We start from the raw sequence: 24,585 nt of genomic DNA on the forward strand, positions 1-24,585 counted from the left end.
CGCCCTAAGACTGACAAGGACCTAACCCATGAGCCAGCAAGTCATTATTTTCGATACTACTTTACGTGACGGTGAACAGGCATTACAGGCAAGCCTGAGTGTAAAAGAGAAACTGCAGATCGCGCTGGCTCTCGAACGTATGGGTGTCGACGTGATGGAGGTCGGTTTCCCGGTCTCGTCTCCGGGTGATTTCGAATCCGTACAGACCATTGCGCGCACCATTAAAAACAGCCGCGTCTGTGCCCTGGCGCGCTGCGTAGAGAAAGACATCGACGTCGCTGCCGAGTCGCTGAAGGTCGCCGAAGCGTTCCGTATCCACACCTTTATTGCTACCTCGCCTATGCACATCGCAACCAAGCTGCGCAGCACGCTGGATGAAGTTATTGAGCGCGCGGTCTACATGGTTAAGCGCGCACGCAACTATACCGATGACGTTGAGTTCTCCTGTGAAGATGCGGGCCGTACGCCAATCGAAGACCTGGCGCGCGTTGTAGAAGCCGCCATCAACGCGGGCGCGAAAACCATCAACATCCCGGACACCGTCGGCTACACCATGCCGTTTGAGTTCTCCAACATCATCACCGGCCTGTATGACCGCGTGCCGAATATTGATAAAGCAATTATCTCCGTCCACACCCACGATGATTTGGGTCTGGCCGTGGGTAATGCGATTGCCGCCGTCCACGCTGGCGCACGTCAGGTAGAAGGCGCGATGAACGGTATCGGCGAACGCGCGGGCAACTGTTCGCTGGAAGAAGTGATCATGGCGATCAAAGTGCGCAAAGACATTATGGACGTGCACACCCGCATCAATCACAACGAAATCTGGCGCACCAGCCAGACCGTCAGCCAGATTTGCAACATGCCTATTCCGGCTAACAAAGCGATTGTCGGCACCGGCGCCTTCGCGCACTCCTCCGGTATTCACCAGGATGGCGTCCTGAAGAATCGTGAAAACTACGAAATCATGACCCCGGAATCCATCGGACTGAATCAGGTACAGTTGAACCTGACCTCCCGTTCCGGTCGCGCCGCGGTTAAACACCGTATGGAAGAGATGGGTTATAAGGACAGCGATTACAACATGGATCAGCTGTACGACGCGTTCCTGAAGCTGGCCGACAAAAAAGGTCAGGTTTTCGACTATGACCTGGAAGCGCTGGCCTTTATTAACAAGCAGCAGGAAGAGCCGGAGCATTTCCGTCTGGATTACTTCAACGTGCAGTCCGGCTCCAGCGACATCGCCACCGCCTCGGTCAAACTGGCCTGCGGTGATGAAATTAAAGCAGAGGCCGCTAACGGTAACGGCCCTGTCGATGCCATCTACCAGGCGATTAACCGCGTCACCGAGTACGACGTTGAGCTGGTGAAATATGACCTGACGGCCAAGGGCCACGGCAAAGATGCACTGGGTCAGGTGGATATCGTGGTCAATTACAACAGCCGTCGCTTCCATGGCGTGGGCCTGGCGACCGACATCGTTGAATCCTCCGCGAAAGCGATGGTGCATGTTCTGAACAACATCTGGCGCGCCGCCGAAGTCGAAAAAGAGTTGCAACGCAAAGCTCAGAATAAAGAGAGCAACAAGGAAACCGTGTAATGTCGAAGAATTACCATATTGCTGTGTTACCGGGCGACGGTATTGGTCCGGAAGTGATGGCACAGGCGCTGAAAGTACTGGAAGCCGTTCGCGCGCGTTTTGCGATGAAAATAACTACCAGCCACTACGATGTGGGCGGTATTGCGATTGATAACCACGGTACGCCGCTGCCGAAAGCGACCGTGGAAGGCTGCGAAAATGCCGATGCCGTGCTGTTTGGTTCCGTCGGTGGCCCGAAGTGGGAACACCTGCCGCCGGCAGAGCAGCCAGAGCGCGGCGCGCTGCTGCCGCTGCGTAAACATTTCAAGCTGTTCAGCAACCTGCGTCCGGCGAAGCTGTATCAGGGTCTGGAAGAGTTCTGCCCGCTGCGTGCGGATATCGCCGCCAACGGTTTCGACATTCTGTGCGTGCGTGAACTGACCGGCGGGATCTATTTCGGTCAGCCTAAAGGACGCGAAGGCAGCGGGCAACACGAGAAAGCGTTCGACACCGAGGTGTATCACCGTTTCGAAATCGAACGTATCGCCCACATCGCGTTCGAGTCGGCGCGCAAACGCCGCCATAAAGTAACCTCCATTGATAAAGCGAACGTGCTGCAGTCTTCCATTTTGTGGCGCGAGATCGTCAGTGAAGTCGCTAAGCAGTACCCGGACGTCGCGCTGTCGCACATGTACATCGACAACGCGACCATGCAGCTGATTAAGGATCCGTCCCAGTTTGACGTGCTGCTGTGCTCCAACCTGTTCGGCGATATTCTCTCTGACGAATGCGCGATGATCACCGGCTCGATGGGCATGCTGCCCTCCGCAAGCCTGAACGAAGAAGGCTTTGGCCTGTACGAACCGGCAGGCGGTTCCGCGCCGGATATCGCGGGCAAAAACATTGCCAACCCGATTGCGCAGATCCTCTCCCTGGCCCTGCTGCTGCGCTACAGCCTGGATGCAGGCGAGGCAGCAACCGCAATTGAAAACGCCATTAACCGGGCGTTAGAAGAAGGCGTCCGTACCGGTGATTTAGCACGCGGCACGGCGGCAGTCAGTACCGATGAAATGGGCGACATCATTGCCCGCTATGTCGCTGAAGGGGTGTAATCATGGCTAAGACGTTATATGAAAAGTTGTTTGATGCGCACGTTGTTTACGAGGCACCGAACGAAACCCCGCTGCTGTACATTGACCGTCATCTGGTACACGAAGTGACCTCTCCTCAGGCATTTGACGGCCTGCGCGCACACAAGCGCCCGGTACGTCAGCCGGGTAAAACCTTCGCGACGATGGATCACAACGTTTCCACCCAGACCAAAGACATTAATGCCTCGGGTGAGATGGCGCGTATCCAGATGCAGGAGCTGATTAAGAACTGCAACGAGTTTGGCGTTGAGCTGTACGATCTGAACCATCCGTATCAGGGCATCGTCCACGTGATGGGGCCTGAGCAAGGGATCACCCTGCCGGGCATGACCATCGTCTGCGGTGACTCCCATACCGCAACCCACGGCGCGTTTGGCGCTCTGGCGTTCGGGATTGGCACTTCCGAGGTGGAGCATGTGCTGGCTACGCAGACCCTGAAACAGGGCCGCGCCAAAACGATGAAGATTGAAGTGAAGGGTAAAGCCGCACCGGGTATTACCGCCAAAGACATCGTGCTGGCCATCATCGGTAAAACCGGCAGCGCAGGCGGCACCGGTCACGTTGTTGAATTCTGCGGTGAAGCCATCCAGGCGTTGAGCATGGAGGGGCGAATGACCCTGTGCAACATGGCCATTGAGATGGGTGCCAAAGCCGGTCTGGTCGCGCCGGACGAAACCACCTTCAACTACGTGAAGGGTCGTCTGCACGCGCCGAAAGGTCAGGATTTTGACGACGCGGTAGCGTACTGGAAAACCCTGAAAACCGACGATGGGGCGACGTTTGACACCGTCGTCACGCTGCAGGCAGAAGAGATTGCGCCGCAGGTGACCTGGGGCACCAACCCGGGCCAGGTGATTTCCGTTAATGACAATATCCCGGACCCGACATCCTTTACCGATCCGGTCGAGCGCGCCAGTGCGGAAAAAGCGCTGGCCTACATGGGTCTGAAGCCCGGCGTGCCGTTGACCGACGTGACCATTGATAAAGTCTTTATCGGTTCCTGCACCAACTCCCGTATCGAAGATTTGCGTGCCGCAGCCGAGATTGCCAAAGGCCGCAAAGTGGCGCCTGGCGTTCAGGCGCTGGTGGTTCCTGGCTCCGGCCCGGTGAAAGCCCAGGCGGAAGCCGAAGGTCTGGATAAGATCTTTATCGAAGCGGGCTTCGAGTGGCGCCTGCCCGGCTGCTCCATGTGTCTGGCCATGAACAACGATCGCCTGAATCCGGGTGAGCGCTGCGCCTCTACCAGCAACCGTAACTTTGAAGGCCGTCAGGGCCGCGGTGGGCGCACCCATCTGGTCAGCCCGGCAATGGCCGCCGCTGCGGCAGTCACCGGCCATTTCGCCGATATTCGCAGCCTGAAATAAGGAGACAATCATGGCAGAGAAATTTACCCAACATACGGGCCGTGTTGTCCCGCTGGACGCCGCTAACGTCGATACTGACGCTATTATTCCAAAACAGTTTCTGCAGAAAGTGACGCGCACCGGTTTCGGCGCACATCTGTTTAACGACTGGCGTTTCCTGGACGATAAGGGAGAAGTGCCTAATCCGGAATTCGTTCTGAACTTCCCGGAATATAAAGGCGCCTCCATTTTGCTGGCACGCGAAAACTTTGGCTGCGGCTCATCCCGTGAACACGCGCCGTGGGCGCTCACCGACTACGGTTTTAAAGTGGTCATTGCCCCAAGCTTCGCGGATATTTTTTACGGTAACAGCTTCAACAACCAGCTGCTGCCCGTCACGCTGAGCGATGAACAGGTCGATGAGCTGTTCGCACTGGTTAAAGCGAATCCGGGCATTTCGTTTGAAGTGGATCTGGAAGGAGAAGTGGTGAAAGCCGGGGATAAGACCTACAGCTTCAGCATTGATGCCTTCCGCCGTCACTGCATGCTGAACGGTCTGGACAGCATTGGTTTAACTCTCCAGCACGAAGACGCTATCTCAGCGTATGAGAACAAACAGCCTGCGTTTATGGGCTAAAGGCAGTGGCCCGCGCTTAGCGGGCCACTGATTCCAGCACATTTTTGCATTCCAGCCCTCTTATTGCTTTTCGGCTTCCAGTATCAAACGTCTTTAACCCGGCACGTCAATACCAGCGTGATGACCGAGATCGCTGCGATCGTCCAGTACACGGATGCATGCCCATAGCTTTGCGCCAGCGCCCCCTGAATCACGCCCGCCAGAATCACCCCGGTTGAAATGCTGTTGGTAAAAAGCGTGGTCGCCGAGCCGGCACGGCCGGGCATAAGATCCTGAAACCAGAGCATGCCGATCCCGGCAACAATCCCAATAAACACGGCGTTAAACAGCTGCAGCGCCAGCAACGCTTCCCGCGAATGGAAAAGGATCAGCCCCGCGTAGAACAGCACCCCGGCCGCCACGGCGACGATCATCATCCTGCGCTTTCCAAACCGCTTAACGTAGTAACCCGCCAGAATCATTGCCGGAATTTCCAGCCCGGCGGCAGTTCCCATTAAGATCCCCGCAAGCTTGTCCGGCAGGCCCAGATCGCTGCTGATCCACAGCGGCATATCGATGATGTACATGGTGTTGCAGGTCCACATCAGCGTGGAGGCAATAAACAGCATGCGGACGTTTTTGTCCTGCCAGCCGCTCACCTCGGTGACAGGTTTATCCGTCGCCTGTTCGACGCGCGCCACGGACGGCAGCGCGAAGGCTATCAGCGCCAGGCTGATGACAAAAATCCCGGCGGCGATGAAAAACATGGTGGTAAAGCCGTAGTTCAACGCCAGCATGAAGGCCAGCGGCGGGCCAATGACCCACGCCAGCGAAAGCTGGGCGCGCATCACCGAGCTGAACATCACCACTTCACGCGCCGAGTTATCCGCATATTCACGGGCCAGCGCGAACAGCTGCGGCATGGCGGTATTCGCCAGCGACGCCAGCAGCACGCCGCAGGTAATGAGCGTCAGATAATGACGGTTGAAGGCAAAGAGCAGCGCGTTTCCCACGGCCATGGCGCAGCAAAAGAGGATCAGCCTGCGGCGATCGCCCTGGCTGTCCGATCGTTTCGCCAGCGCGAGGCTGACCAGGATCCCGGCAATAGCGTTGACGGTATAAAACAGGCCGACCCAAAACGGCTGCGCCCCCACCTCGCGGCTGAGAAACAGGCTCAGCGTCGGCGCCTGCAGCGCCCCCGCCACGCCCATCATAAAGGCCACCAGCATAAAAGCGGCATACACGCCGTTCAGGCGTCGCCCCATCGTCATCAACCACAGCATGCGCAAGTCCTTGTGAAAGCGAATCGAAATTGGGTGAATAGTAAACGAAAAAAGCCAGCAAAAACATTTTGCTGGCGGGTGATAAGCACCAATACTCAGTCACACATGATCGAGGCGAGTTAGCGGGAAGAGGTCGGGGCTGTAACGTCCCACTGCATCAGTTCTTCTAACGTTTTCAGCCGTTGCTCTGCACACCGGCGGGCCAGCCAGGACGCTCCTTTTGTCGCTGAAAAGTACTGCTGATAAAACTGACGTGCGGTAGACCTCTTCATAATTTACCTCCTCGCTTCATCGGGGAGAATTATTGGCCTAATATAGGGATAAATAAATTGCTGGTTTTTTGTCAGGAGTTCCCCTTTTATGCCTTCCGGTCGTCTGCAACAACAGTTTATTCGCCTCTGGCAGTGCTGCGAGGGGCAATCGCAGGAGACCACGCTCAACGAGCTGGCTGACCTGCTTAGCTGCTCCCGCCGCCATATGCGCACGCTGCTCAACACCATGCAGCAGCAGGGCTGGTTAAGCTGGGAAGCGGAGGCAGGACGCGGCAAACGCTCGCGGCTGACCTTCCTCTATACCGGGCTGGCGCTGCAGCAGCAGCGCGCGGAAGATCTGCTCGAGCAGGACCGCATCGATCAGCTGGTACAGCTGGTGGGCGACAAGGCCGCCGTGCGCCAGATGCTGGTTTCCCATCTGGGGCGCAGCTTTCGTCAGGGCCGACACATTCTGCGGGTGCTCTACTACCGTCCGATGAAAAATCTGTTACCCGGTACGGCGTTACGCCGCTCAGAAACTCATATGGCCCGGCAAATCTTCAGCGGCCTGACGCGCATAAATGAGGAAAACGGGGAACTAGAAGCGGATATCGCGCACCACTGGCAGCAGCTTTCACCCCGCCACTGGCGCTTCTTTTTACGCCCCGGCATTCACTTTCACCACGGCCGCGAGCTGGAAATGCACGACGTCATCGCCTCTCTGGAACGCGTCCGCAAGCTCCCGCTCTACTCGCATATCTCCCGGGTCCACTCGCCCACGGCCTGGACGCTGGATATCGAGCTGTCGCAGCAGGATAAGTGGCTTCCCTGGCTGCTGGGCTACGTGCCGTCGATGATTTTGCCCGGCGAGTGGGAATCAATGAACAACTTTGCCAGCCTGCCGATTGGCACCGGGCCTTACTCCGTGTCCCGCAATACCAGCAACCAGCTGAAAATCCGCGCGTTCGATGACTACTTTGGCTATCGGGCGCTCATCGACGAGGTGAATGTCTGGGTATTACCGGATCTCAATGAAGAGCTGAGCGCCGGCCTAACGCTGGAAGGCCCCACCACGGGAGAAAAAGCCGTGGAGAGTCGCCTGGAGGAGGGATGCTACTATCTTCTGTTTGACCGCCGCACCCACCGAGGGGCAAACCAGGCCGTCCGCAAGTGGGTAAGCCACGTTTTGTCCCCTTCCAATCTGATTTACCATGCGGAAGAGCAGTACCAGACATACTGGTTCCCGGCGTACGGCCTGCTTCCGCGCTGGCACCACGCCCGCCCGGTTCACTGCGACAAACCCGCCGGGCTGGAGTCCATAACCCTGACCTACTACCGCGAGCACGTGGAGCATCGTTTTATCGCCAGAATCATGACCCGGCTGCTGGCAGCCGAGGGGGTCAGGTTAGAGGTCAGGGAAGTGGACTATGACGAATGGCATCAGGGGGAGATCGCCAGTGATATCTGGCTCAACAGCGCCAACTTTACCCTGCCGCTCGATTTTTCCCTTTTCTCGCATTTGTATGAAGTCCCGCTGATCCAGCACTGCATCGACCGTGACTGGCAGCAGGATGCCGCCCTGTGGCGCGCGGGCGAAATGAATCTTGCAGCCTGGTGCCAGCAGCTTCTGGCCGAGCAGGCGATCGTACCCTTGATCCACCACTGGCTGATGATCCAGGGCCAGCGCAGCATGCGCGGCCTGCGGATGAATACCCTGGGCTGGTTTGATTTTAAATCCGCCTGGTTTGCGCCGCCGGAGCCATAACGCTTTCGTAATATTCACCAAATCATTACAATAGCGCCGTTCTCAACGGGGTGCTGCATCACAGATGTGCGCTGAGATAATACCCGTCGAACCTGATCCGGATAACGCCGGCGAAGGGATTTGAGGCTGTCTCTCAAAATCCTTTGCCACTCAACTTTGAGGTGCAAAGTGTTAAAAAAAGTTCTCCCCCTGCTGGCGCTGTTTGCGCTGCCTGCTTTTGCGAAGCCCGTCCTGACGGTCTACACCTATGACTCCTTCTCTGCCGACTGGGGCCCTGGCCCGGTGGTTAAAAAAGCCTTTGAAGCGGACTGTAACTGCGAACTGAAGTTCGTGGCGCTGGAAGATGGCGTATCGCTGCTCAACCGCCTGCGCATGGAAGGGAAAAACAGCAAGGCCGACGTGGTGCTCGGGCTGGATAACAACCTGCTGGAAGCCGCCTCGCAGACCAAACTGTTTGCCAAAAGCGGCGTCGCGGCAGATGCCGTTAACGTGCCGGGCGGCTGGAAAAACGACACCTTTGTGCCGTTCGACTATGGCTACTTTGCTTTTGTTTACGACAAAAATAAGCTGAAAAACCCGCCGAAGAGCCTGAAAGAGCTGGTTGAGAGTGACCAGAAATGGCGCGTGATTTATGAAGATCCGCGCACCAGCACGCCAGGCCTGGGCCTGCTGCTGTGGATGCAAAAAGTCTACGGGGATAAAGCGCCGGAGGCGTGGCAGAAGCTGGCCGCTAAAACCGTCACCGTCACCAAGGGCTGGAGCGAAGCCTATGGCCTGTTCCTGAAAGGTGAAAGCGACCTTGTGCTGAGCTACACCACCTCTCCGGCCTACCACATCATCGCCGAGAAGAAAGATAACTATGCTGCCGCGGATTTTGCTGAAGGGCACTATCTGCAGGTGGAAGTCGCCGCGCGTACCGCCGCCAGCAAACAGCCGGAGCTGGCCGAGAAGTTCCTGAAGTTTATGGTTTCACCGGCGTTCCAGAATGCGATTCCCGCAGGCAACTGGATGTATCCGGTCACGAACGTTGCGCTGCCCGCAGGTTTCGAGCAGCTGACCAAACCAAACACCTCGCTGAAGTTTACGCCGCAGCAGGTCGCCGCGCAGCGTGCAGCATGGGTAAGTGAATGGCAACGCGCCGTCAGCCGTTGATTCCCGGCTGGTTACTTCCCGGGCTGCTCGCCGCCACAGTGATGGTGGTGGTCAGCCTGGGGGCTTTTCTTGCGCTGTGGTTCAACGCGCCGGAGAGCGACCTGCTCGCTCTCTGGCACGACAGCTACCTCTGGCACGTTATCCGGTTCTCCTTCTGGCAGGCGTCGCTTTCAGCCCTGCTGTCGGTGTTCCCGGCTATTTTCCTGGCGCGCGCCCTGTACCGGCGGCGTTTTCCCGGCAGGCTGGCACTGCTGCGCCTGTGCGCCATGACGCTGATCCTGCCCGTGCTGGTGGCGGTATTTGGGATCCTCAGCGTTTACGGTCGTCAGGGCTGGCTGGCTTCGCTGTTCGGCGAGCTTGGTCTGGAATGGTCATTCTCTCCTTACGGCCTGCAGGGCATTCTGCTGGCGCACGTGTTTTTCAATATGCCGATGGCAACGCGCCTCTTTTTGCAGGCGCTGGAAAACATTCCCGGCGAGCAGCGTCAGATTGCCGCCCAGCTCGGCATGCGCGGCTGGTCATTCTTCCGCTTTGTCGAATGGCCGTGGCTGCGCCGCCAGATCCCGCCCGTGGCGGCGTTAATCTTCATGCTCTGCTTTGCCAGCTTTGCCACCGTGCTGTCGCTCGGCGGCGGGCCGCAGGCCACCACTATTGAGCTGGCGATTTACCAGGCCTTAAGTTACGACTACGATCCCGGTCGCGCCGCGCTGCTGGCGATGGTGCAGATGGCGTGCTGTCTGGCGCTGGTGCTGTTGAGCCAGCGGCTGAGTAAAGCCATTCCCGCTGGCAGTAATCAAATTACCGGCTGGCGCGATCCGCAGGACAGCCTGCACAGCCGCGTTACCGATTTTATCCTGATCGCGCTGGCGCTCCTGCTTCTGCTGCCGCCGCTGATGGCCGTTATTGTTGACGGACTGAACCTTAATCTCATGTCCGTCCTGCAACAGCCCGTCCTCTGGCAGGCGACATGGACCTCGCTGCGTATCGCCCTGGCGGCTGGGTTACTGTGCGTCATGCTAACCATGATGCTGCTGTGGAGCAGCCGTGAACTCTATGCCCGGCAGGCCCAAAAGGCCGGACAGGCGCTGGAGCTGACGGGCATGCTGATTCTGGCAATGCCGGGCATCGTGCTGGCGACGGGCTTCTTTTTACTGTTCAACAGCACCATCGGCCTGCCGAAAAGCGCCGACGGCATTGTGATTTTTACCAACGCCCTGATGGCCATCCCTTACGCGCTCAAAGTGCTGGAAAACCCGATGCGCGACGTCAACAGCCGCTACGGTTTGCTGTGCCAGTCGCTGGGCATGCAGGGCTGGCAGCGGCTGAAGGTGGTCGAACTGCGCGCGCTAAAACGTCCGCTGGCGCAGGCGCTGGCGTTTGCCTGCGTGCTCTCTATTGGAGACTTTGGCGTCGTGGCGCTGTTCGGCAATGACGATTTCCGCACGCTGCCATACTGGCTCTATCAGCAGATCGGCTCTTACCGCAGTCAGGACGGCGCGGTCACCGCGCTGTTACTGCTGCTGCTGTGCTTTGCCTTATTTACCGTTATCGAGAAACTTCCGGGGCGTGATGTTAAAACTGACTGATGTAACCTGGCTTTATCAGCATCTGCCGATGCGCTTCACGCTCTCCGCGCGTCAGGGGGAGATGATCGCCGTACTTGGCCCAAGCGGCGCGGGAAAAAGCACGCTGCTTAATCTGATTGCGGGTTTTCTGCAGCCGGCAAGCGGCTCGATAGTCATTGAAAATCAAGATTATACCCACGCACCTCCCGCAAAACGTCCTGTCTCGATGCTGTTTCAGGAAAACAACCTGTTTACCCATCTGACGGTGCGGCAAAACATCGCGCTGGGAATGCATCCGGGACTCAGGCTGAACGATGCCCAGCGCCAGAAGCTGGAGAACATTGCCGCCCAGATGGGGATCAGCGAGTTCATCGACAGGCTGCCGGGCGAGCTTTCCGGCGGCCAGCGTCAGCGCGTGGCGCTGGCGCGATGCCTGGTGCGCGAGCAGCCGATCCTGCTGCTGGATGAGCCGTTCTCGGCGCTCGATCCCGCTCTGCGCCAGGAGATGCTCGCCCTGGTGCAGGACGTCTGCCAGCGCCAGCGGCTGACGATGCTGATGGTTTCGCACAGTATTGAGGATGCTGCCCGCATCGCACCGCGATCGGTGGTGATTGCCGAAGGGCGTATTTTGTGGGATGGAAAAACAGAAGAACTGCTGAGTGGTAAGGCAGGGGCGTCTTCACTGTTGGGTATTCGTGCGGTCTGATGCCCTCACCCTGGCCCTCTCCCACCGGGAGAGGGCAAACACGTTAACGGCTCACCACTTTCAATAAAATCTCACCGTACACCGGCATCAGCGGATGACGAATCAGCGCGACAAGGGCTACCACTGCCACGCCCAGCGTCAGCGGCGCCAGCCAGAGCAGGCGAGTACGCGGAAGGTAGCGCGTCAGGCGATCGACGCTGGCTTTCGCGCTGCGCCACAGCCGCCAGCAGAGCCATGCTGCCAGCCACAGCAGCACGGCCGTTCCCAGCAGCAGCCACTTAAACTCGCCGCTTTGCATACCGTCAGGAATATCGATGGCTGCGCCCGCGAGGATCCCCGGCAGGAAGTAGAACGGAGGCCAGAAAACGCAGCCGATAATGTTCGGCACCACGAATTTCGCGACGGGCAGATCCAGCATCCCCGCCACCATCGGCACCAGCGGACGCGTTGGCCCGACAAAGCGGCCGACGAGGATGGTAAACATGCTGTGCTGATGCAGCGCATGCTCGGTCTTATCCAGCAAGGCTTTGTTCTTTTTCATGAACGACCAGCGGTGCAGCGGCTTCTTAAAGCGCCAGCCCAGCCAGAAGGAGATCCAGTCGCCGAGCAGGCAGCCGATAATCCCGGCCAGCCACGCCTGCCAGAAATTAACCTCGCCGCTGCCAATCAGCGCCCCAAGCCCGGCCATCATGACGGTGCCGGGTAGGATCAGCCCAACCAGCGCCAGCGATTCCAGAAACGCCACCAGCGCCACGGCGATGAGCGAGTACATAACGGACTGGGTAATAAAGTGTTCCAGCAATGCCTGCATAACTATTCCGGTCAGAAAACGAATCAGCGATTCTGCTTAGCGCCCCGCACCGCGTCAAGGCAACAATTGTCTGAATAGTTTACAGGTTGCTTTCTGCATTCACCTGTTTGTTTATCTTTTTTTACCGTTTATTCACATCCCGCACGGAATTCGCTCGGGCTGGCTCCGGTACATTTTTTAAATACCCGGGAGAAATAGAGCTGATCCTCAAAGCCCACGTTGCGCCCGACGGTGGCAATCGGCATCCGGGTGGTGCTGAGCAGCAGCTTTGCCTGGCTGATGCGCTGATCCTCGCGCCAGCTCAATACGCTGACGCCAAGCTGCTGGCGGAACAGATGCGACAGACGCGACGGCGACAGGCAGACGTGCTGAGCAACGCTGGCGATATCAAACTGGCTATCGGCCAGGTGGTCGCTGATGTACTGGCAGGCGTCGCGCACGCGGTTGTCCAGCGGCGGGTTAAGCGACTCGTTAATCGCCTCCATCCGTCGCAGCAGCAGCTGTTCAAGCAGATTAATCGCCAGCAGTTCGGCGTAACGACCACCGGCCTGTCCCGCCTCGATAATCTGTGCAAAAAGCTCGCGAAACTGCGCCAGATGCACCTCATCCGGGCGATAAAAACCGGTGTGCGCAAAAATAGCTGGCCAGGAAAGCCACTCCTGCCAGTAGGCGCGCGGACGGAAATAGACCCACTGGTGATACCACTCTCTGGCATCCGGATGACGGCCATAGTGGTGGATCTCCCCCGGCGGGAACAGCAGGATATCGCCGGGGCGGCAGACAAACTGCTGGTCACCGTTCTTGATGATCCCTTCCCCTCGCACGGTCAGATTGAGGATATACCCTTTCATGCCGAGCGGTCGGTCGACGTAAAAGTCGAGGTATCCCTCAGCCTCGATAGGGGTCAGTCCCGCCACAAGGTGCGCGTTAAACGAGTATCCCGGCAGCAGGGGATCGTTTTGCGTTTCGGCCATAGATTCAGTTCTCCCAAGGGTCCTGAAGGAAACCAATTGTCCATATCACTAAAAGCAGCTTTAAAATGGCCCGCGAAAAGATCCAAAAAGCATCACGCCGCTTTTACGTCCGCCATGTTTCAGCCTTTCCCCCTGATTTGTCCGCCAGAGCAGGCGGATAACCAGTAACAAAAGTGTCTATAAGTGCGGCAGAAATGTCCACATTGAATATTTGCACGGCGTCACACTTTCCGTTGTAACAGCAATTTAGTCCATAAGATTAGCGGATCCTGCCTGACGACTTTTTTCCCCAGTCTCTAATGTTCTTCCATACCTGTTTTTTCGATGGAGCAACACCATGGCAATTGCGATTGGCCTCGATTTTGGCAGCGATTCGGTTCGCGCGCTGGCAGTGGACTGTACGTCCGGCCAGGAGATAGCAACCAGCGTTGAGTGGTACCCGCGCTGGCAAGAGGGGCGCTACTGTGATGCGCCGAACAACCAGTTCCGCCACCACCCGCGTGACTATATCGAGTCGATGGAAGCGGCGATCAAAACCGTCCTGGCTGAACTGACTGACGCCCAGCGGGCTGAGATTGTCGGGATTGGCGTCGACAGCACCGGCTCCACGCCTGCCCCTGTGGATGCCGAAGGCCGCGTGCTGGCGCTGCGCCCGGAGTTTGCCGACAACCCGAACGCCATGTTCGTGCTGTGGAAAGACCACACCGCCGTGGAAGAGGCCGAAGCCATTACGCGCCTGTGCCACCAGCCGGGCAAGACAGACTACTCCCGCTACATCGGCGGGATTTATTCCAGCGAATGGTTCTGGGCCAAGATCCTTCACGTCACCCGTGCCGACGCAGCCGTTGCGCAGGCTGCGGCGTCATGGGTTGAGCTGTGCGACTGGGTGCCTGCCCTGCTCTCCGGCACCACCCGCCCGCAGGATATCCGCCGCGGCCGCTGCAGCGCCGGGCATAAATCCCTGTGGCATGAAAGCTGGGGCGGTCTGCCTCCGGCCGCTTTCTTCGACGAGCTCGATCCGATCATCAACAAGAGCCTGACATACCCGCTGTTTACCGACACCTTCACCGCCGATATTCCCGTCGGCACCCTCTGCGAAGAGTGGGCGACGCGCCTCGGCCTGCCGCAGAACGTGGCGATCTCGGGCGGTGCCTTTGACTGCCATATGGGTGCCGTGGGCGCGGGCGCACAGCCAAACACGCTGGTCAAAGTCATCGGGACTTCCACCTGCGACATCCTGACGGCGGATAAAGCCACCGTCGGCGACCGCGCGGTGAAAGGCATCTGCGGCCAGGTTGACGGCAGCGTGGTGCCGGATTTTATCGGCCTCGAAGCCGGTCAGTCCGCGTTTGGCGATATCTACGCCTGGTTTGGTCGCGTGCTCGGCTGGCCGCTGGACCAGCTGGCGGCGGCACATCCTGAACTGAAAACCCAGATAGCCGACAGCAAAAAGCAGCTTCTGCCGCAGCTCACCGAAGCCTGGGCAAAAAATCCGTCTCTCGATCACCTCCCGGTGGTGCTGGACTGGTTTAACGGCCGCCGCACGCCGTTTGCCAACCAGCGCCTGAAAGGGGTGATCACGGATCTCAACCTGGCGACCGACGCCCCCGCGCTGTTCGGCGGCCTGATTGCCGCCACCGCCTTCGGTGCCCGCGCCATTATGGAGTGCTTCACCGGGCAGGGTATCGACGTCAACAACGTGATGGCGCTGGGCGGTATCGCCCGTAAAAACCCAGTGATCATGCAGGCCTGCTGCGACGTGCTGAACCGTCCGCTGCAGATTGTGGCCTCCGATCAGTGCTGCGCGCTGGGCGCGGCGATTTTCGCCGCCGTGGCCGCGGGCGTTCATGCGGACATTCCGACTGCGCAGCAGCATATGGCGAGCGCCGTCGAAAACACGCTTCAGCCGCGCGCCCAGCAGGCACAACGCTTTGAACAGCTTTATCAGCGCTACCAGCAATGGGCAAAAAGCGCCGAACTTCACTATCTCCCTGTCGCCGCCCCGGCCAAAAGCACCGCGGACACTACGGCAACCCTGACCCATTAAGGACACGATGATGACCATTTTTAATAACTATGAAGTGTGGTTTGTGATTGGCAGCCAGCATCTGTACGGACCGGAAGCGCTGCAGCAGGTGACGAAACACGCGGAGCACGTCGTTAACGCGCTGAACGCGGAAGCTAAACTGCCGTGCAAACTGGTGCTGAAACCGCTGGGCACCACGCCGGACGAAATCACTCACATCTGCCGCGACGCCAACTACGACGATAAATGCGCCGGTCTGGTGGTGTGGCTGCACACCTTCTCTCCGGCCAAAATGTGGATCAACGGCCTGTCTATCCTCAACAAACCGCTGCTGCAGTTCCATACCCAGTTCAACGCCTCCCTGCCGTGGGACAGTATCGACATGGACTTTATGAACCTGAACCAGACCGCGCACGGCGGCCGCGAGTTCGGCTTCATCGGCGCGCGTATGCGTCAGCAGCACGCGGTGGTCACCGGCCACTGGCAGGATGGTAAGGCGCAACAGCGTATCGGATCCTGGATGCGTCAGGCGGTATCCAAACAGGATACCCGCCATCTGAAAGTGGTGCGTTTCGGCGACAACATGCGTGAAGTTGCGGTCACCGATGGCGATAAAGTTGCCGCGCAGATCAAGTTCGGCTTCTCCGTGAATACCTGGGCCGTGGGCGACCTGGTGCAGGTGGTGAATGAAATCAGCGACGGCGACGTAAGCGCGCTGGTGGACGAGTACGAAAGCAGCTACCGCCTGACGCCTGCGGCACAAATCAACGGCGACAAGCGTCAGAACGTACTGGACGCAGCGCGCATCGAGCTGGGCATGAAGCGCTTCCTGGAACAGGGCGGCTTCCACGCTTTTACCACCACCTTTGAAGACCTCCACGGTCTGAAACAGCTGCCGGGTCTGGCGGTACAACGTCTGATGCAGCAGGGCTACGGCTTTGCGGGCGAAGGCGACTGGAAAACTGCCGCTCTGCTTCGCATCATGAAGGTGATGTCGACCGGTCTGCAGGGCGGCACCTCCTTTATGGAGGACTACACCTATCACTTCGAAAACGGCAACGACCTGGTGCTCGGCTCCCACATGCTGGAAGTGTGTCCGACAATCGCCGTCGAAGAGAAACCGATCCTCGACGTGCAGTATCTCGGCATCGGCGGTAAAGCCGATCCGGCGCGTCTGATCTTCAACACTCGTACTGGCCCGGCCATCAACGCCAGCCTGATCGACCTCGGCGATCGTTTCCGCCTGCTGGTGAACTGCGTCGATGCAGTTGAAACGCCGCACTCTCTGCCGAAACTGCCGGTCGCCAACGCCCTGTGGAAAGCACAGCCTGACCTGCCAACCGCCTCTGAGGCCTGGATCCTGGCCGGCGGCGCGCACCACACGGTGTTCAGCCACGCGCTGGATCTGAACGACATGCGTCAGTTCGCCGAGCTGCACGACATCGAGCTGACCGTGATTGATAACGATACCCGCCTGCCCGCCTTCAAAGACGCGCTGCGCTGGAACGAAGTCTATTACGGTTCAAAACGCTAAGTACGGAATGCCCGGTGACGCTACGCTCACCGGGCAGGGAGACAACAATGTTAGACGATCTCAAACGTCAGGTGCTCGAAGCCAACCTGGCGCTGCCGAAACATAATCTGGTCACCCTGACCTGGGGCAACGTCAGCGCCGTTGACCGCGAAAAAGGCGTGTTCGTGATTAAGCCTTCCGGCGTGGATTACACGGTGATGACCGCAGACGATATGGTCGTTGTCAGCCTCGAGACTGGCGAAGTGGTTGAAGGTAAGAAAAAACCGTCCTCTGATACGCCGACTCACCGCCTGCTTTATCGGTCGTTCCCGACCATCGGCGGCATCGTGCATACCCATTCGCGCCACGCCACCATCTGGGCGCAGGCGGGCCAGTCCATCCCGGCGACCGGCACCACCCACGCGGACTACTTCTACGGTACCATTCCCTGCACGCGTCTGATGACCGACGCGGAGATTAACGGGGAGTACGAGTGGGAAACGGGGAACGTGATTGTCGAAACCTTCGAAAAACAGGGAATTGACGCGGCGCAAATGCCCGGCGTGCTGGTGCACTCCCACGGCCCGTTTGCCTGGGGTAAAAACGCGGAAGACGCGGTGCATAACGCCATCGTGCTTGAAGAGGTCGCCTATATGGGGATCTTCTGTCGCCAGCTGGCGCCGCAGCTGCCGGATATGCAGCAAACCCTGCTGGATAAGCATTACCTGCGCAAGCACGGCGCGAAGGCCTATTACGGGCAGTAAACTGTATATAAACCCAGCATTAAATTCTTAACCAGGCTATAATCAGGCCTGGTTTTGTTTTCTGGGATAACGGTGTGGCGCAGGCGCAAGAAGGCTTTTTACTGACCCGACACTGGCGGGATACCCCTCAGGGCACCGAGGTCGCGTTCTGGCTGGCGACGGACAACGGTCCGCTGCACGTTACGCTTCCCCCGCAGGAATCCGTGGCTTTTATTCCTGAAGCGCACGTCGAAAAAGTGAAACAGCTACTGCGCGGCGAAAACGGCTGGCGCATCACTCCGCTTGAGCTGAAAGATTTCCACCGTCAGCCGGTTTACGGCCTCTACTGTCGCGCCCATCGTCAGCTGATGCGCTATGAAAAGCTGCTCCGCGAGGCGGGCGTTACGCTCTACGAGGCGGATATTCGCCCACCGGAACGCTTTCTGATGGAGCGGTTTATTACCGCCCCCGTCTGGGTCGACGGCACCGATCATAGTGGCAGCCTCGTTAACGCGCGCCTGAAGCCGAATCCGCACTACCGCCCGCCGCTGAAGTGGGTCTCCCTGGATATCGAAACCACCCGCCACGGCGAACTGTACTGCATCGGTCTGGAAGGCTGCGGCGATCGGGTTGTCTATATGCTCGGGCCGCCGAATGGCGATGCGTCCACGCTGGATTTCCGGCTTGAGTACGTCAACAGCCGCCCGCAGCTGCTGGAGAAGCTTAACCAGTGGTTTGCAGACTATGATCCCGACGTTCTGATCGGCTGGAACGTGGTGCAGTTTGACCTGCGCGTGCTGCAAAAACACGCAGAGCGCTACCGCATCCCGCTGATGCTGGGCCGCGGAAACAGCGAGCTGGAATGGCGCGAACACGGTTTTAAGAACGGTGTCTTCTTCGCGCAGGCCAACGGTCGCCTTATTATCGACGGCATCGAGGCGCTTAAGTCCGCCTTCTGGAACTTCTCCTCTTTCTCCCTCGAAGCGGTCGCACAGGAACTGCTTGGCGAAGGCAAATCTATCGACAACCCCTGGGACAGAATGGACGAAATTGACCGGCGCTTTAACGAAGACAAACCCGCGCTCGCCACCTATAACCTGAAAGACTGCGAGCTGGTCACGCAGATCTTCCACAAAACCGAGATTATGCCGTTCCTGCTGGAGCGCGCGACGGTAAACGGCCTGGCCGTCGACAGACACGGCGGCTCCGTAGCGGCCTTTAGCCACCTCTATTTTCCGCGGATGCACCGGGCAGGATACGTCGCCCCCAACCTCGGGGACGTGCCGCCGCAGGCAAGTCCCGGCGGGTATGTGATGGACTCCCGGCCAGGATTGTATGACTCCGTTCTGGTGCTGGACTACAAAAGCCTCTACCCGTCGATTATCCGAACCTTCCTCATCGATCCCGTCGGGCTGGTTGAGGGCATGGCCCAGCCGGATGATAAGCACAGCACGGAAGGTTTCCTCGGCGCACGCTTCTCGCGCGAAAAACACTGCCTGCCTGAAATCGTGGGAAACATCTGGCACGGGCGCGACGAGGCCAAGCGCCACGGCAACAAGCCGCTATCACAGGCGCTGAAAATCATCATGAATGCCTTTTACGGCGTGCTGGGCACCAGCGCCTGCCGCTTCTTTGACCCGCGTCTGGCCTCCTCGATCACCATGCGTGGGCACGAGATTATGCGCCAGACCAAAGCGCTGATTGAGTCCCGGGGCTATGACGTCATCTACGGCGACACCGACTCCACATTTGTGTGGCTTAAGGGCCCGCACTCTGAAGACGATGCCGCACAAATCGGCAAATCGCTGGTCGCCTTCGTGAACGACTGGTGGCAGGAACATTTGCAGAAAGAGCGGTTAACCAGCGCGCTGGAGCTGGAATTTGAAACCCATTTCGCCCGTTTTTTAATGCCCACCATTCGCGGTACCGATCAGGGCAGCAAGAAGCGTTACGCGGGGCTGATTCAGGAAGGCGACGCGCAGCGGATGGTTTTTAAAGGGCTGGAAACGGTGCGTACCGACTGGACGCCGCTGGCGCAGCAGTTCCAGCAGACGCTCTATCTGCGCGTGTTTCGCAATGAGCCGTATCAGGACTACGTGCGCGAGACGATAGCCAGCCTGATGGCGGGCGAGCTTGACGCGCAGCTGGTATACCGCAAGCGCCTGCGCCGCCCGCTGGCGGAGTACCAGCGTAACGTTCCTCCGCACGTACGCGCCGCACGTCTCGCGGATGAAGAAAACGTCCGCCGTGGCCGCGCGCCGCAGTATCAAAACCGGGGAACCATCAAATACGTCTGGACCACTAGCGGCCCGGAACCCGTGGATTATCAGCATTCTCCTCTGGATTACGAACACTATCTGACGCGTCAGCTTCAGCCGGTTGCCGACGGAATTTTGCCCTTCATCGACGATGATTTTGCTACACTAGTGACAGGGCAACTTGGCCTATTTTGACGCGTGACGAAATGGCTGCCATCCAGTACCATAGCGCCCTTTCCATTCCCGGACCCATTTTTCGATGACCGTCTTTTTTGACGGTAGCCGAACTATTGCCTGCAATTAAAGATTAGAGCCGAACAACTATGCCTTTTACACTTGGTCAACGCTGGATCAGCGATACAGAAAGCGAACTTGGATTAGGAACCGTCGTAGCAATCGATACGCGTATGGTTACCCTCCTCTTCCCTGCCACCGGTGAAAACCGTCTGTACGCTCGCAATGACTCCCCTGTAACCCGCGTGATGTTTAATCCGGGTGACACCGTGACCAGCCATGACGGCTGGCAGCTCAAGATTGAAGACGTAAAAGAAGAGAATGGACTGCTCGCCTACATTGGTACTCGTCTTGATACGGATGAAGCCAATGTCGTCCTGCGTGAAGTGCTGCTCGACAGCAAGCTGGTGTTCAGTAAGCCGCAGGACCGCCTGTTTGCCGGGCAAATCGACCGTATGGATCGCTTCTCCCTGCGCTATCGCGCGCGTAAGTTCCAGAGTGAACAGTACCGCATGCCGTGGAGCGGCCTGCGCGGCCAGCGCACCAGCCTGATCCCCCACCAGCTGAACATCGCCCACGACGTGGGCCGTCGTCACGCGCCGCGCGTGCTGCTGGCAGATGAAGTGGGCCTGGGTAAAACCATCGAAGCGGGCATGATCCTGCATCAACAGCTGCTTTCCGGCGCTGCCGAACGCGTGCTGATTGTGGTGCCAGAAACCCTGCAACACCAGTGGCTGGTTGAAATGCTGCGCCGCTTCAACCTGCGCTTCTCTCTGTTCGACGATGAACGCTATGCCGAAGCGCAGCACGATGCCGACAACCCGTTTGAAACCGAACAGCTGGTCATTTGCTCCCTGGACTTCGTGCGCCGCAGCAAGCAGCGTCTTGAGCACCTGTGCGATGCCGAATGGGACATTATGGTTGTTGACGAAGCGCACCACCTGGTCTGGAGCGAAGACGCGCCGAGCCGCGAATACATGGCTATCGAGCAGCTTGCCGAGCGCGTGCCTGGCGTCCTGCTGCTGACCGCAACGCCGGAGCAGCTGGGTCTGGAAAGCCACTTCGCCCGTCTGCGCCTGCTCGATCCAAACCGTTTCCACGACTTTGCGCAGTTCGTGGAAGAGCAAAATAACTACCGCCCGGTCGCCGATGCCGTCGCCATGCTGCTGGCGGGCAAGCGTCTTTCTGATGACGAACTTAACACCCTGAGCGATCTGATTGGCGAGCAGGATATCGAGCCGCTTTTGCAGGCAGCGAACAGCGACAGCGACAACGCGGAATCCGCGCGTAAAGAGCTGATCGACATGCTGATGGACCGCCACGGCACCAGCCGCGTGCTGTTCCGTAACACCCGTAACGGCGTTAAAGGCTTCCCGAAACGCGAGCTGCATACGATTAAACTGCCGCTGCCGACGCAGTATCAGACGGCGATTAAAGTCTCCGGCATTATGGGTGCGCGCAAAACCCAGGAAGAGCGCGCCCGCGACATGCTTTATCCGGAACAAATCTACCAGGAATTTGAAGGCGATACCGGCACCTGGTGGAACTTCGATCCGCGCGTGGAGTGGCTGATGGGCTACCTGACCGCGCACCGCTCCCGGAAAGTGCTGGTGATCTGTGCTAAAGCGGCCACCGCGCTGCAGCTGGAGCAGGTTCTGCGGGAGCGTGAAGGCATTCGCGCCGCCGTGTTCCACGAAGGCATGTCCATCGTCGAACGCGACCGTGCCGCGGCGTGGTTCGGGGAAGAGGACAGCGGCGCACAGGTTCTGCTCTGCTCGGAAATCGGCTCCGAAGGCCGTAACTTCCAGTTTGCCAGCAACCTGGTGATGTTCGATCTGCCGTTCAACCCGGATCTGCTGGAGCAGCGTATCGGCCGTCTGGATCGTATCGGTCAGGCGCATGATATTCAGATCCACGTGCCGTATCTGGAAAAAACCGCGCAGTCCGTGCTGGTACGCTGGTTCCACGAAGGTCTGGATGCGTTTGAGCACACCTGCCCGACGGGCCGCACCATTTATGACCAGGTGCATGGCGATCTGATCGGCTACCTGGCCGCTCCAGAAAACACGGAAGGGTTTGATGAGCTGATCAAGTCCTGCCGTGAGAAGCACGACGCGCTGAAAGCGCAGCTGGAGCAGGGTCGCGATCGCCTGCTGGAGATCCATTCCAACGGCGGTGAAAAAGCGCAGGCGCTGGCTGAGAGCATTGAAGAGCAGGATGATGACACCAGTCTCATCAGCTTCTCCATGAACCTGTTCGATATCGTCGGCATCAACCAGGACGACCGCGGCGAGAACCTGATTGTCCTGACCCCGTCCGATCACATGCTGGTGCCAGATTTCCCCGGCCTGCCGGAAGATGGCTGCACCATCACCTTTGAGCGCGATGTGGCGCTGTCCCGCGAAGACGCCCAGTTCATCACCTGGGAACACCCGCTGATCCGTAACGGCCTGGACCTGATCCTCTCCGGCGATACCGGCAGCAGTACCATTTCCCTGCTGAAAAACAAGGCGCTGCCGGTGGGCACCCTGCTGGTGGAGCTGATCTACGTTGTGGAAGCGCAGGCGCCAAAACAGCTGCAGCTCACCCGCTTCCTGCCGCCAACGCCCGTCCGCCTGCTGCTGGACAAAAACGGCACGAACCTGGCGGGACAGGTTGAATTCGAGAGTTTCAACCGACAGCTGAGCGCGGTAAACCGCCATACGGGCAGCAAGCTGGTGAACGCGGTACAGCAGGATGTGCACGCTATTCTGCAGCTGGGCGAAACCCAGATTGAAAAAGCGGCCAGAGCGCTGATTGACGCCGCGCGCAGCGAAGCAGACGACAAACTGTCTGCGGAGCTATCCCGTCTGGAAGCGTTAAAAGCCATCAACCCGAACATCCGTGACGACGAGCTGGCGGCGATTGAAAGCAACCGTCAGCAGGTGCTGGAGAGCCTGAATCAGGCTGGCTGGCGACTGGATGCCCTGCGTCTTATCGTTGTGACGCATCAGTAAACGGAGCGCAAGATGGTGATGGAGCCTTACAATCCGCCGCAGGATCCCTGGCTGGTCATTCTGTATCAGGATGAACACATTATGGTAGTCAACAAGCCCAGCGGCCTGTTGTCCGTGCCGGGGCGTCTGGACGAGCACAAAGACAGCGTGATGACGCGCATTCAGCGCGATTATCCGCAGGCGGAGTCAGTCCATCGCCTGGATATGGCCACCAGCGGCGTGATTGTGGTGGCGCTGAATAAAGCGGCGGAACGCGAGTTAAAGCGCCAGTTCCGCGAGCGCGAGCCGAAAAAGCAGTATGTCGCCCGCGTCTGGGGTCACCCCGCGCAGGCGGAAGGGTTGGTGGATTTACCGCTGATCTGCGACTGGCCGAACCGGCCTAAGCAGAAGGTGTGTTACGAAACCGGCAAGGCCGCGCAGACCGAGTACGAAGTGCTGGAGTACGCGCCGGATAATACCGCACGCGTCCTGCTTAAGCCGATTACCGGACGTTCGCACCAGTTGCGCGTGCATATGCTTGCCCTGGGTCATCCGATTCTGGGCGACCGCTTCTATGCGCCGCCTGAAGCGCTGGCCCTGGCGCCACGTCTGCAGCTGCACGCGCAGACGCTCACCATCACCCATCCGGCCTTCGGTAACGCGATGACGTTTAAAGCCCCGGTGGACTTCTAAAAAAAAGCCCGACATCGTCGGGCTTTTTTTTATTTGAAACCTTTCTTCTCTTTAATGAGCTCGTACGCCTTCTGGATTTCCTGCGCTTTTTGCTTCGCCATCTCCATCATTTCTGGCGGTAAGCCTTTCGCAACCAGTTTGTCCGGATGGTGTTCGCTCATGAGCTTACGATAGGCACGTTTAATCGTGGTCTGATCGTCAGAGGGCTTAACGCCAAGCACGTTACAGGCATCTTCCAGCGTCGGACCACGCTGCGCCTGCTGCCAGGCACCGCCAGACGACTGCTGGTGATAGCCGCCGCCAAACTGCGCCCCGCCCTGCATCATGCGCAGGAACTGGTCGAATTGCATACGGGAGATGCCCAGTTCTTCCGCAATGACGTACAGCACGTCACGTTCATTAGGGTGAAGCGAGCCGTCGGCGAAGGCCGCCTGGATTTGAATTTCCAGAAACATCCGAATTAAATCAAAACGTCCAAAGCAGATGCTGCGGAACTGACGCATTTTTTCGCGAAGCGGATAATTATCCGACTTGCCGATGCGAAACGCATTTTGCGCTGCCAGACGGGAGTCGCCGTGCAGGTTCATGCGATCCATAAAAACACTGGCAATCTGAATATCGGCTTCTGTGACACGCCCTTTGGATTTGGTTAAGTGCCCCATGACCTCAAAGGTGGTGGAGAAAAAGAGTGACTGACGCTCGCGCTGGTTGGCAAACCAGGCCATTTTGCGGCTGCGCGCCTTATCAAACATATGGCCGATAATAAGCCCAAGCACAATCCCCCAGAACCCGGCACCCATGATGATGGCGAACGCAACGCCGATTATTTTACCCCAATACTGCATATACTCCCCGGATAGTCATATTCCTGGCCGACGCAACGTCATCATCACTGTGTTCAAGTCACGGTCAATTGAAGGACATCGCCTATAATTTGCTTTATCATA

The 24,585-nt window shown here is 58.4% G+C and carries 19 protein-coding genes and 1 riboswitch; of the genes, 14 read left to right on the top strand and 5 right to left on the bottom strand.

What is annotated here, in order from left to right; all coding sequences use genetic code 11:
- Window positions 1-28: 28 nt before the first annotated feature.
- The 4 genes from leuA to leuD are packed head-to-tail and all read left to right on the top strand — an operon-like array spanning window position 29 to window position 4,710.
- Complete coding sequence (leuA, locus tag NUX24_RS10630) at window positions 29-1,600, top strand: 2-isopropylmalate synthase (protein WP_257831429.1); 1,572 nt, start codon at window positions 29-31, stop codon at window positions 1,598-1,600.
- The gene (gene leuB / locus NUX24_RS10635) at window positions 1,600-2,691 is read left to right on the top strand and encodes a 3-isopropylmalate dehydrogenase (protein WP_047060144.1); all 1,092 of its coding nucleotides are present in this window, start codon (window positions 1,600-1,602) and stop codon (window positions 2,689-2,691) included. The genes leuA and leuB overlap by 1 nt, the downstream gene beginning before the upstream one ends.
- Window positions 2,692-2,693: 2 nt before the next feature.
- Window positions 2,694-4,094, top strand: coding sequence for a 3-isopropylmalate dehydratase large subunit (gene leuC / locus NUX24_RS10640; protein WP_047651542.1), 1,401 nt, complete (start codon window positions 2,694-2,696; stop codon window positions 4,092-4,094).
- Window positions 4,095-4,104: 10 nt separating this feature from the next.
- Window positions 4,105-4,710: a 3-isopropylmalate dehydratase small subunit gene (gene leuD / locus NUX24_RS10645; protein WP_257831432.1), complete on the top strand. Its 606-nt coding sequence runs from the start codon at window positions 4,105-4,107 to the stop codon at window positions 4,708-4,710.
- An 83-nt stretch (window positions 4,711-4,793) separates the two neighbouring features.
- Here leuD and NUX24_RS10650 read toward each other — a convergent pair whose 3' ends face one another.
- A complete protein-coding gene (locus NUX24_RS10650; RefSeq protein WP_126328855.1) occupies window positions 4,794-5,972 on the bottom strand; it encodes a sugar efflux transporter in 1,179 nt (392 codons plus the stop codon).
- Window positions 5,973-6,091: 119 nt separating this feature from the next.
- Window positions 6,092-6,244, bottom strand: coding sequence for a glucose uptake inhibitor SgrT (gene sgrT / locus NUX24_RS10655; RefSeq protein WP_023310379.1), 153 nt, complete (start codon window positions 6,242-6,244; stop codon window positions 6,092-6,094).
- An 88-nt stretch (window positions 6,245-6,332) separates the two neighbouring features.
- On the opposite strand from sgrT, the gene sgrR reads away from it, so the two are divergent.
- The 4 genes from sgrR to thiQ all read left to right on the top strand — a co-directional run bounded on the left by sgrR (window position 6,333) and on the right by thiQ (window position 11,411).
- A complete protein-coding gene (gene sgrR, locus NUX24_RS10660) occupies window positions 6,333-7,988 on the top strand; it encodes an HTH-type transcriptional regulator SgrR (protein ID WP_193805051.1) in 1,656 nt (551 codons plus the stop codon).
- Between the two features lie 36 nt (window positions 7,989-8,024).
- Window positions 8,025-8,125: riboswitch (TPP riboswitch) on the top strand.
- 31 nt (window positions 8,126-8,156) lie between these two features.
- A complete protein-coding gene (gene thiB / locus NUX24_RS10665; RefSeq protein WP_257831437.1) occupies window positions 8,157-9,140 on the top strand; it encodes a thiamine ABC transporter substrate binding subunit in 984 nt (327 codons plus the stop codon).
- The gene (gene thiP, locus NUX24_RS10670) at window positions 9,116-10,726 is read left to right on the top strand and encodes a thiamine/thiamine pyrophosphate ABC transporter permease ThiP (RefSeq protein ID WP_047651549.1); all 1,611 of its coding nucleotides are present in this window, start codon (window positions 9,116-9,118) and stop codon (window positions 10,724-10,726) included. The genes thiB and thiP overlap by 25 nt, the downstream gene beginning before the upstream one ends.
- Window positions 10,710-11,411, top strand: coding sequence for a thiamine ABC transporter ATP-binding protein ThiQ (thiQ, locus tag NUX24_RS10675; protein WP_214577061.1), 702 nt, complete (start codon window positions 10,710-10,712; stop codon window positions 11,409-11,411). The genes thiP and thiQ overlap by 17 nt, the downstream gene beginning before the upstream one ends.
- A gap of 43 nt (window positions 11,412-11,454) precedes the next feature.
- Here the strand turns inward: thiQ and NUX24_RS10680 are convergent, their stop codons facing one another.
- Together NUX24_RS10680 and araC are read right to left on the bottom strand one after the other, a co-directional pair.
- Window positions 11,455-12,222, bottom strand: coding sequence for a DedA family protein (locus NUX24_RS10680; protein ID WP_023310374.1), 768 nt, complete (start codon window positions 12,220-12,222; stop codon window positions 11,455-11,457).
- A 128-nt stretch (window positions 12,223-12,350) separates the two neighbouring features.
- Window positions 12,351-13,196 carry an arabinose operon transcriptional regulator AraC gene (araC, locus tag NUX24_RS10685; RefSeq protein WP_193805055.1) on the bottom strand — a complete coding sequence of 282 codons (846 nt, stop codon included), beginning with the start codon at window positions 13,194-13,196 and terminating at the stop codon, window positions 12,351-12,353.
- A gap of 337 nt (window positions 13,197-13,533) precedes the next feature.
- Between araC and araB the strand changes: the two genes are divergently transcribed.
- The 6 genes from araB (at window position 13,534) to rluA (ending at window position 23,638) form a co-directional block, all read left to right on the top strand.
- Window positions 13,534-15,243: a ribulokinase gene (araB, locus tag NUX24_RS10690; RefSeq protein WP_257831442.1), complete on the top strand. Its 1,710-nt coding sequence runs from the start codon at window positions 13,534-13,536 to the stop codon at window positions 15,241-15,243.
- A gap of 10 nt (window positions 15,244-15,253) precedes the next feature.
- Window positions 15,254-16,756: an L-arabinose isomerase gene (araA, locus tag NUX24_RS10695; RefSeq protein ID WP_023310371.1), complete on the top strand. Its 1,503-nt coding sequence runs from the start codon at window positions 15,254-15,256 to the stop codon at window positions 16,754-16,756.
- A 47-nt stretch (window positions 16,757-16,803) separates the two neighbouring features.
- Window positions 16,804-17,499, top strand: a complete 696-nt coding sequence (gene araD / locus NUX24_RS10700) for an L-ribulose-5-phosphate 4-epimerase (protein ID WP_039260840.1) — start codon at window positions 16,804-16,806, stop codon at window positions 17,497-17,499.
- A gap of 74 nt (window positions 17,500-17,573) precedes the next feature.
- On the top strand, window positions 17,574-19,931 hold the full coding sequence (gene polB / locus NUX24_RS10705; RefSeq protein WP_257831445.1) for a DNA polymerase II: 2,358 nt from the start codon (window positions 17,574-17,576) through the stop codon (window positions 19,929-19,931).
- Window positions 19,932-20,059: 128 nt separating this feature from the next.
- The gene (gene rapA / locus NUX24_RS10710) at window positions 20,060-22,966 is read left to right on the top strand and encodes an RNA polymerase-associated protein RapA (RefSeq protein ID WP_257831447.1); all 2,907 of its coding nucleotides are present in this window, start codon (window positions 20,060-20,062) and stop codon (window positions 22,964-22,966) included.
- A gap of 12 nt (window positions 22,967-22,978) precedes the next feature.
- Complete coding sequence (rluA, locus tag NUX24_RS10715; RefSeq protein WP_008502014.1) at window positions 22,979-23,638, top strand: bifunctional tRNA pseudouridine(32) synthase/23S rRNA pseudouridine(746) synthase RluA; 660 nt, start codon at window positions 22,979-22,981, stop codon at window positions 23,636-23,638.
- A gap of 29 nt (window positions 23,639-23,667) precedes the next feature.
- Here the strand turns inward: rluA and djlA are convergent, their stop codons facing one another.
- Entirely contained in the window at window positions 23,668-24,483 is an 816-nt protein-coding gene (gene djlA, locus NUX24_RS10720) for a co-chaperone DjlA (RefSeq protein WP_023310366.1), read from the bottom strand.
- Between the last annotated feature and the right edge of the window lie 102 nt (window positions 24,484-24,585).

It is taken from the genome of Enterobacter sp. HG048, assembly GCF_024702055.1.
Taxonomy (GTDB): Bacteria; Pseudomonadota; Gammaproteobacteria; order Enterobacterales; family Enterobacteriaceae; genus Enterobacter; species Enterobacter dykesii.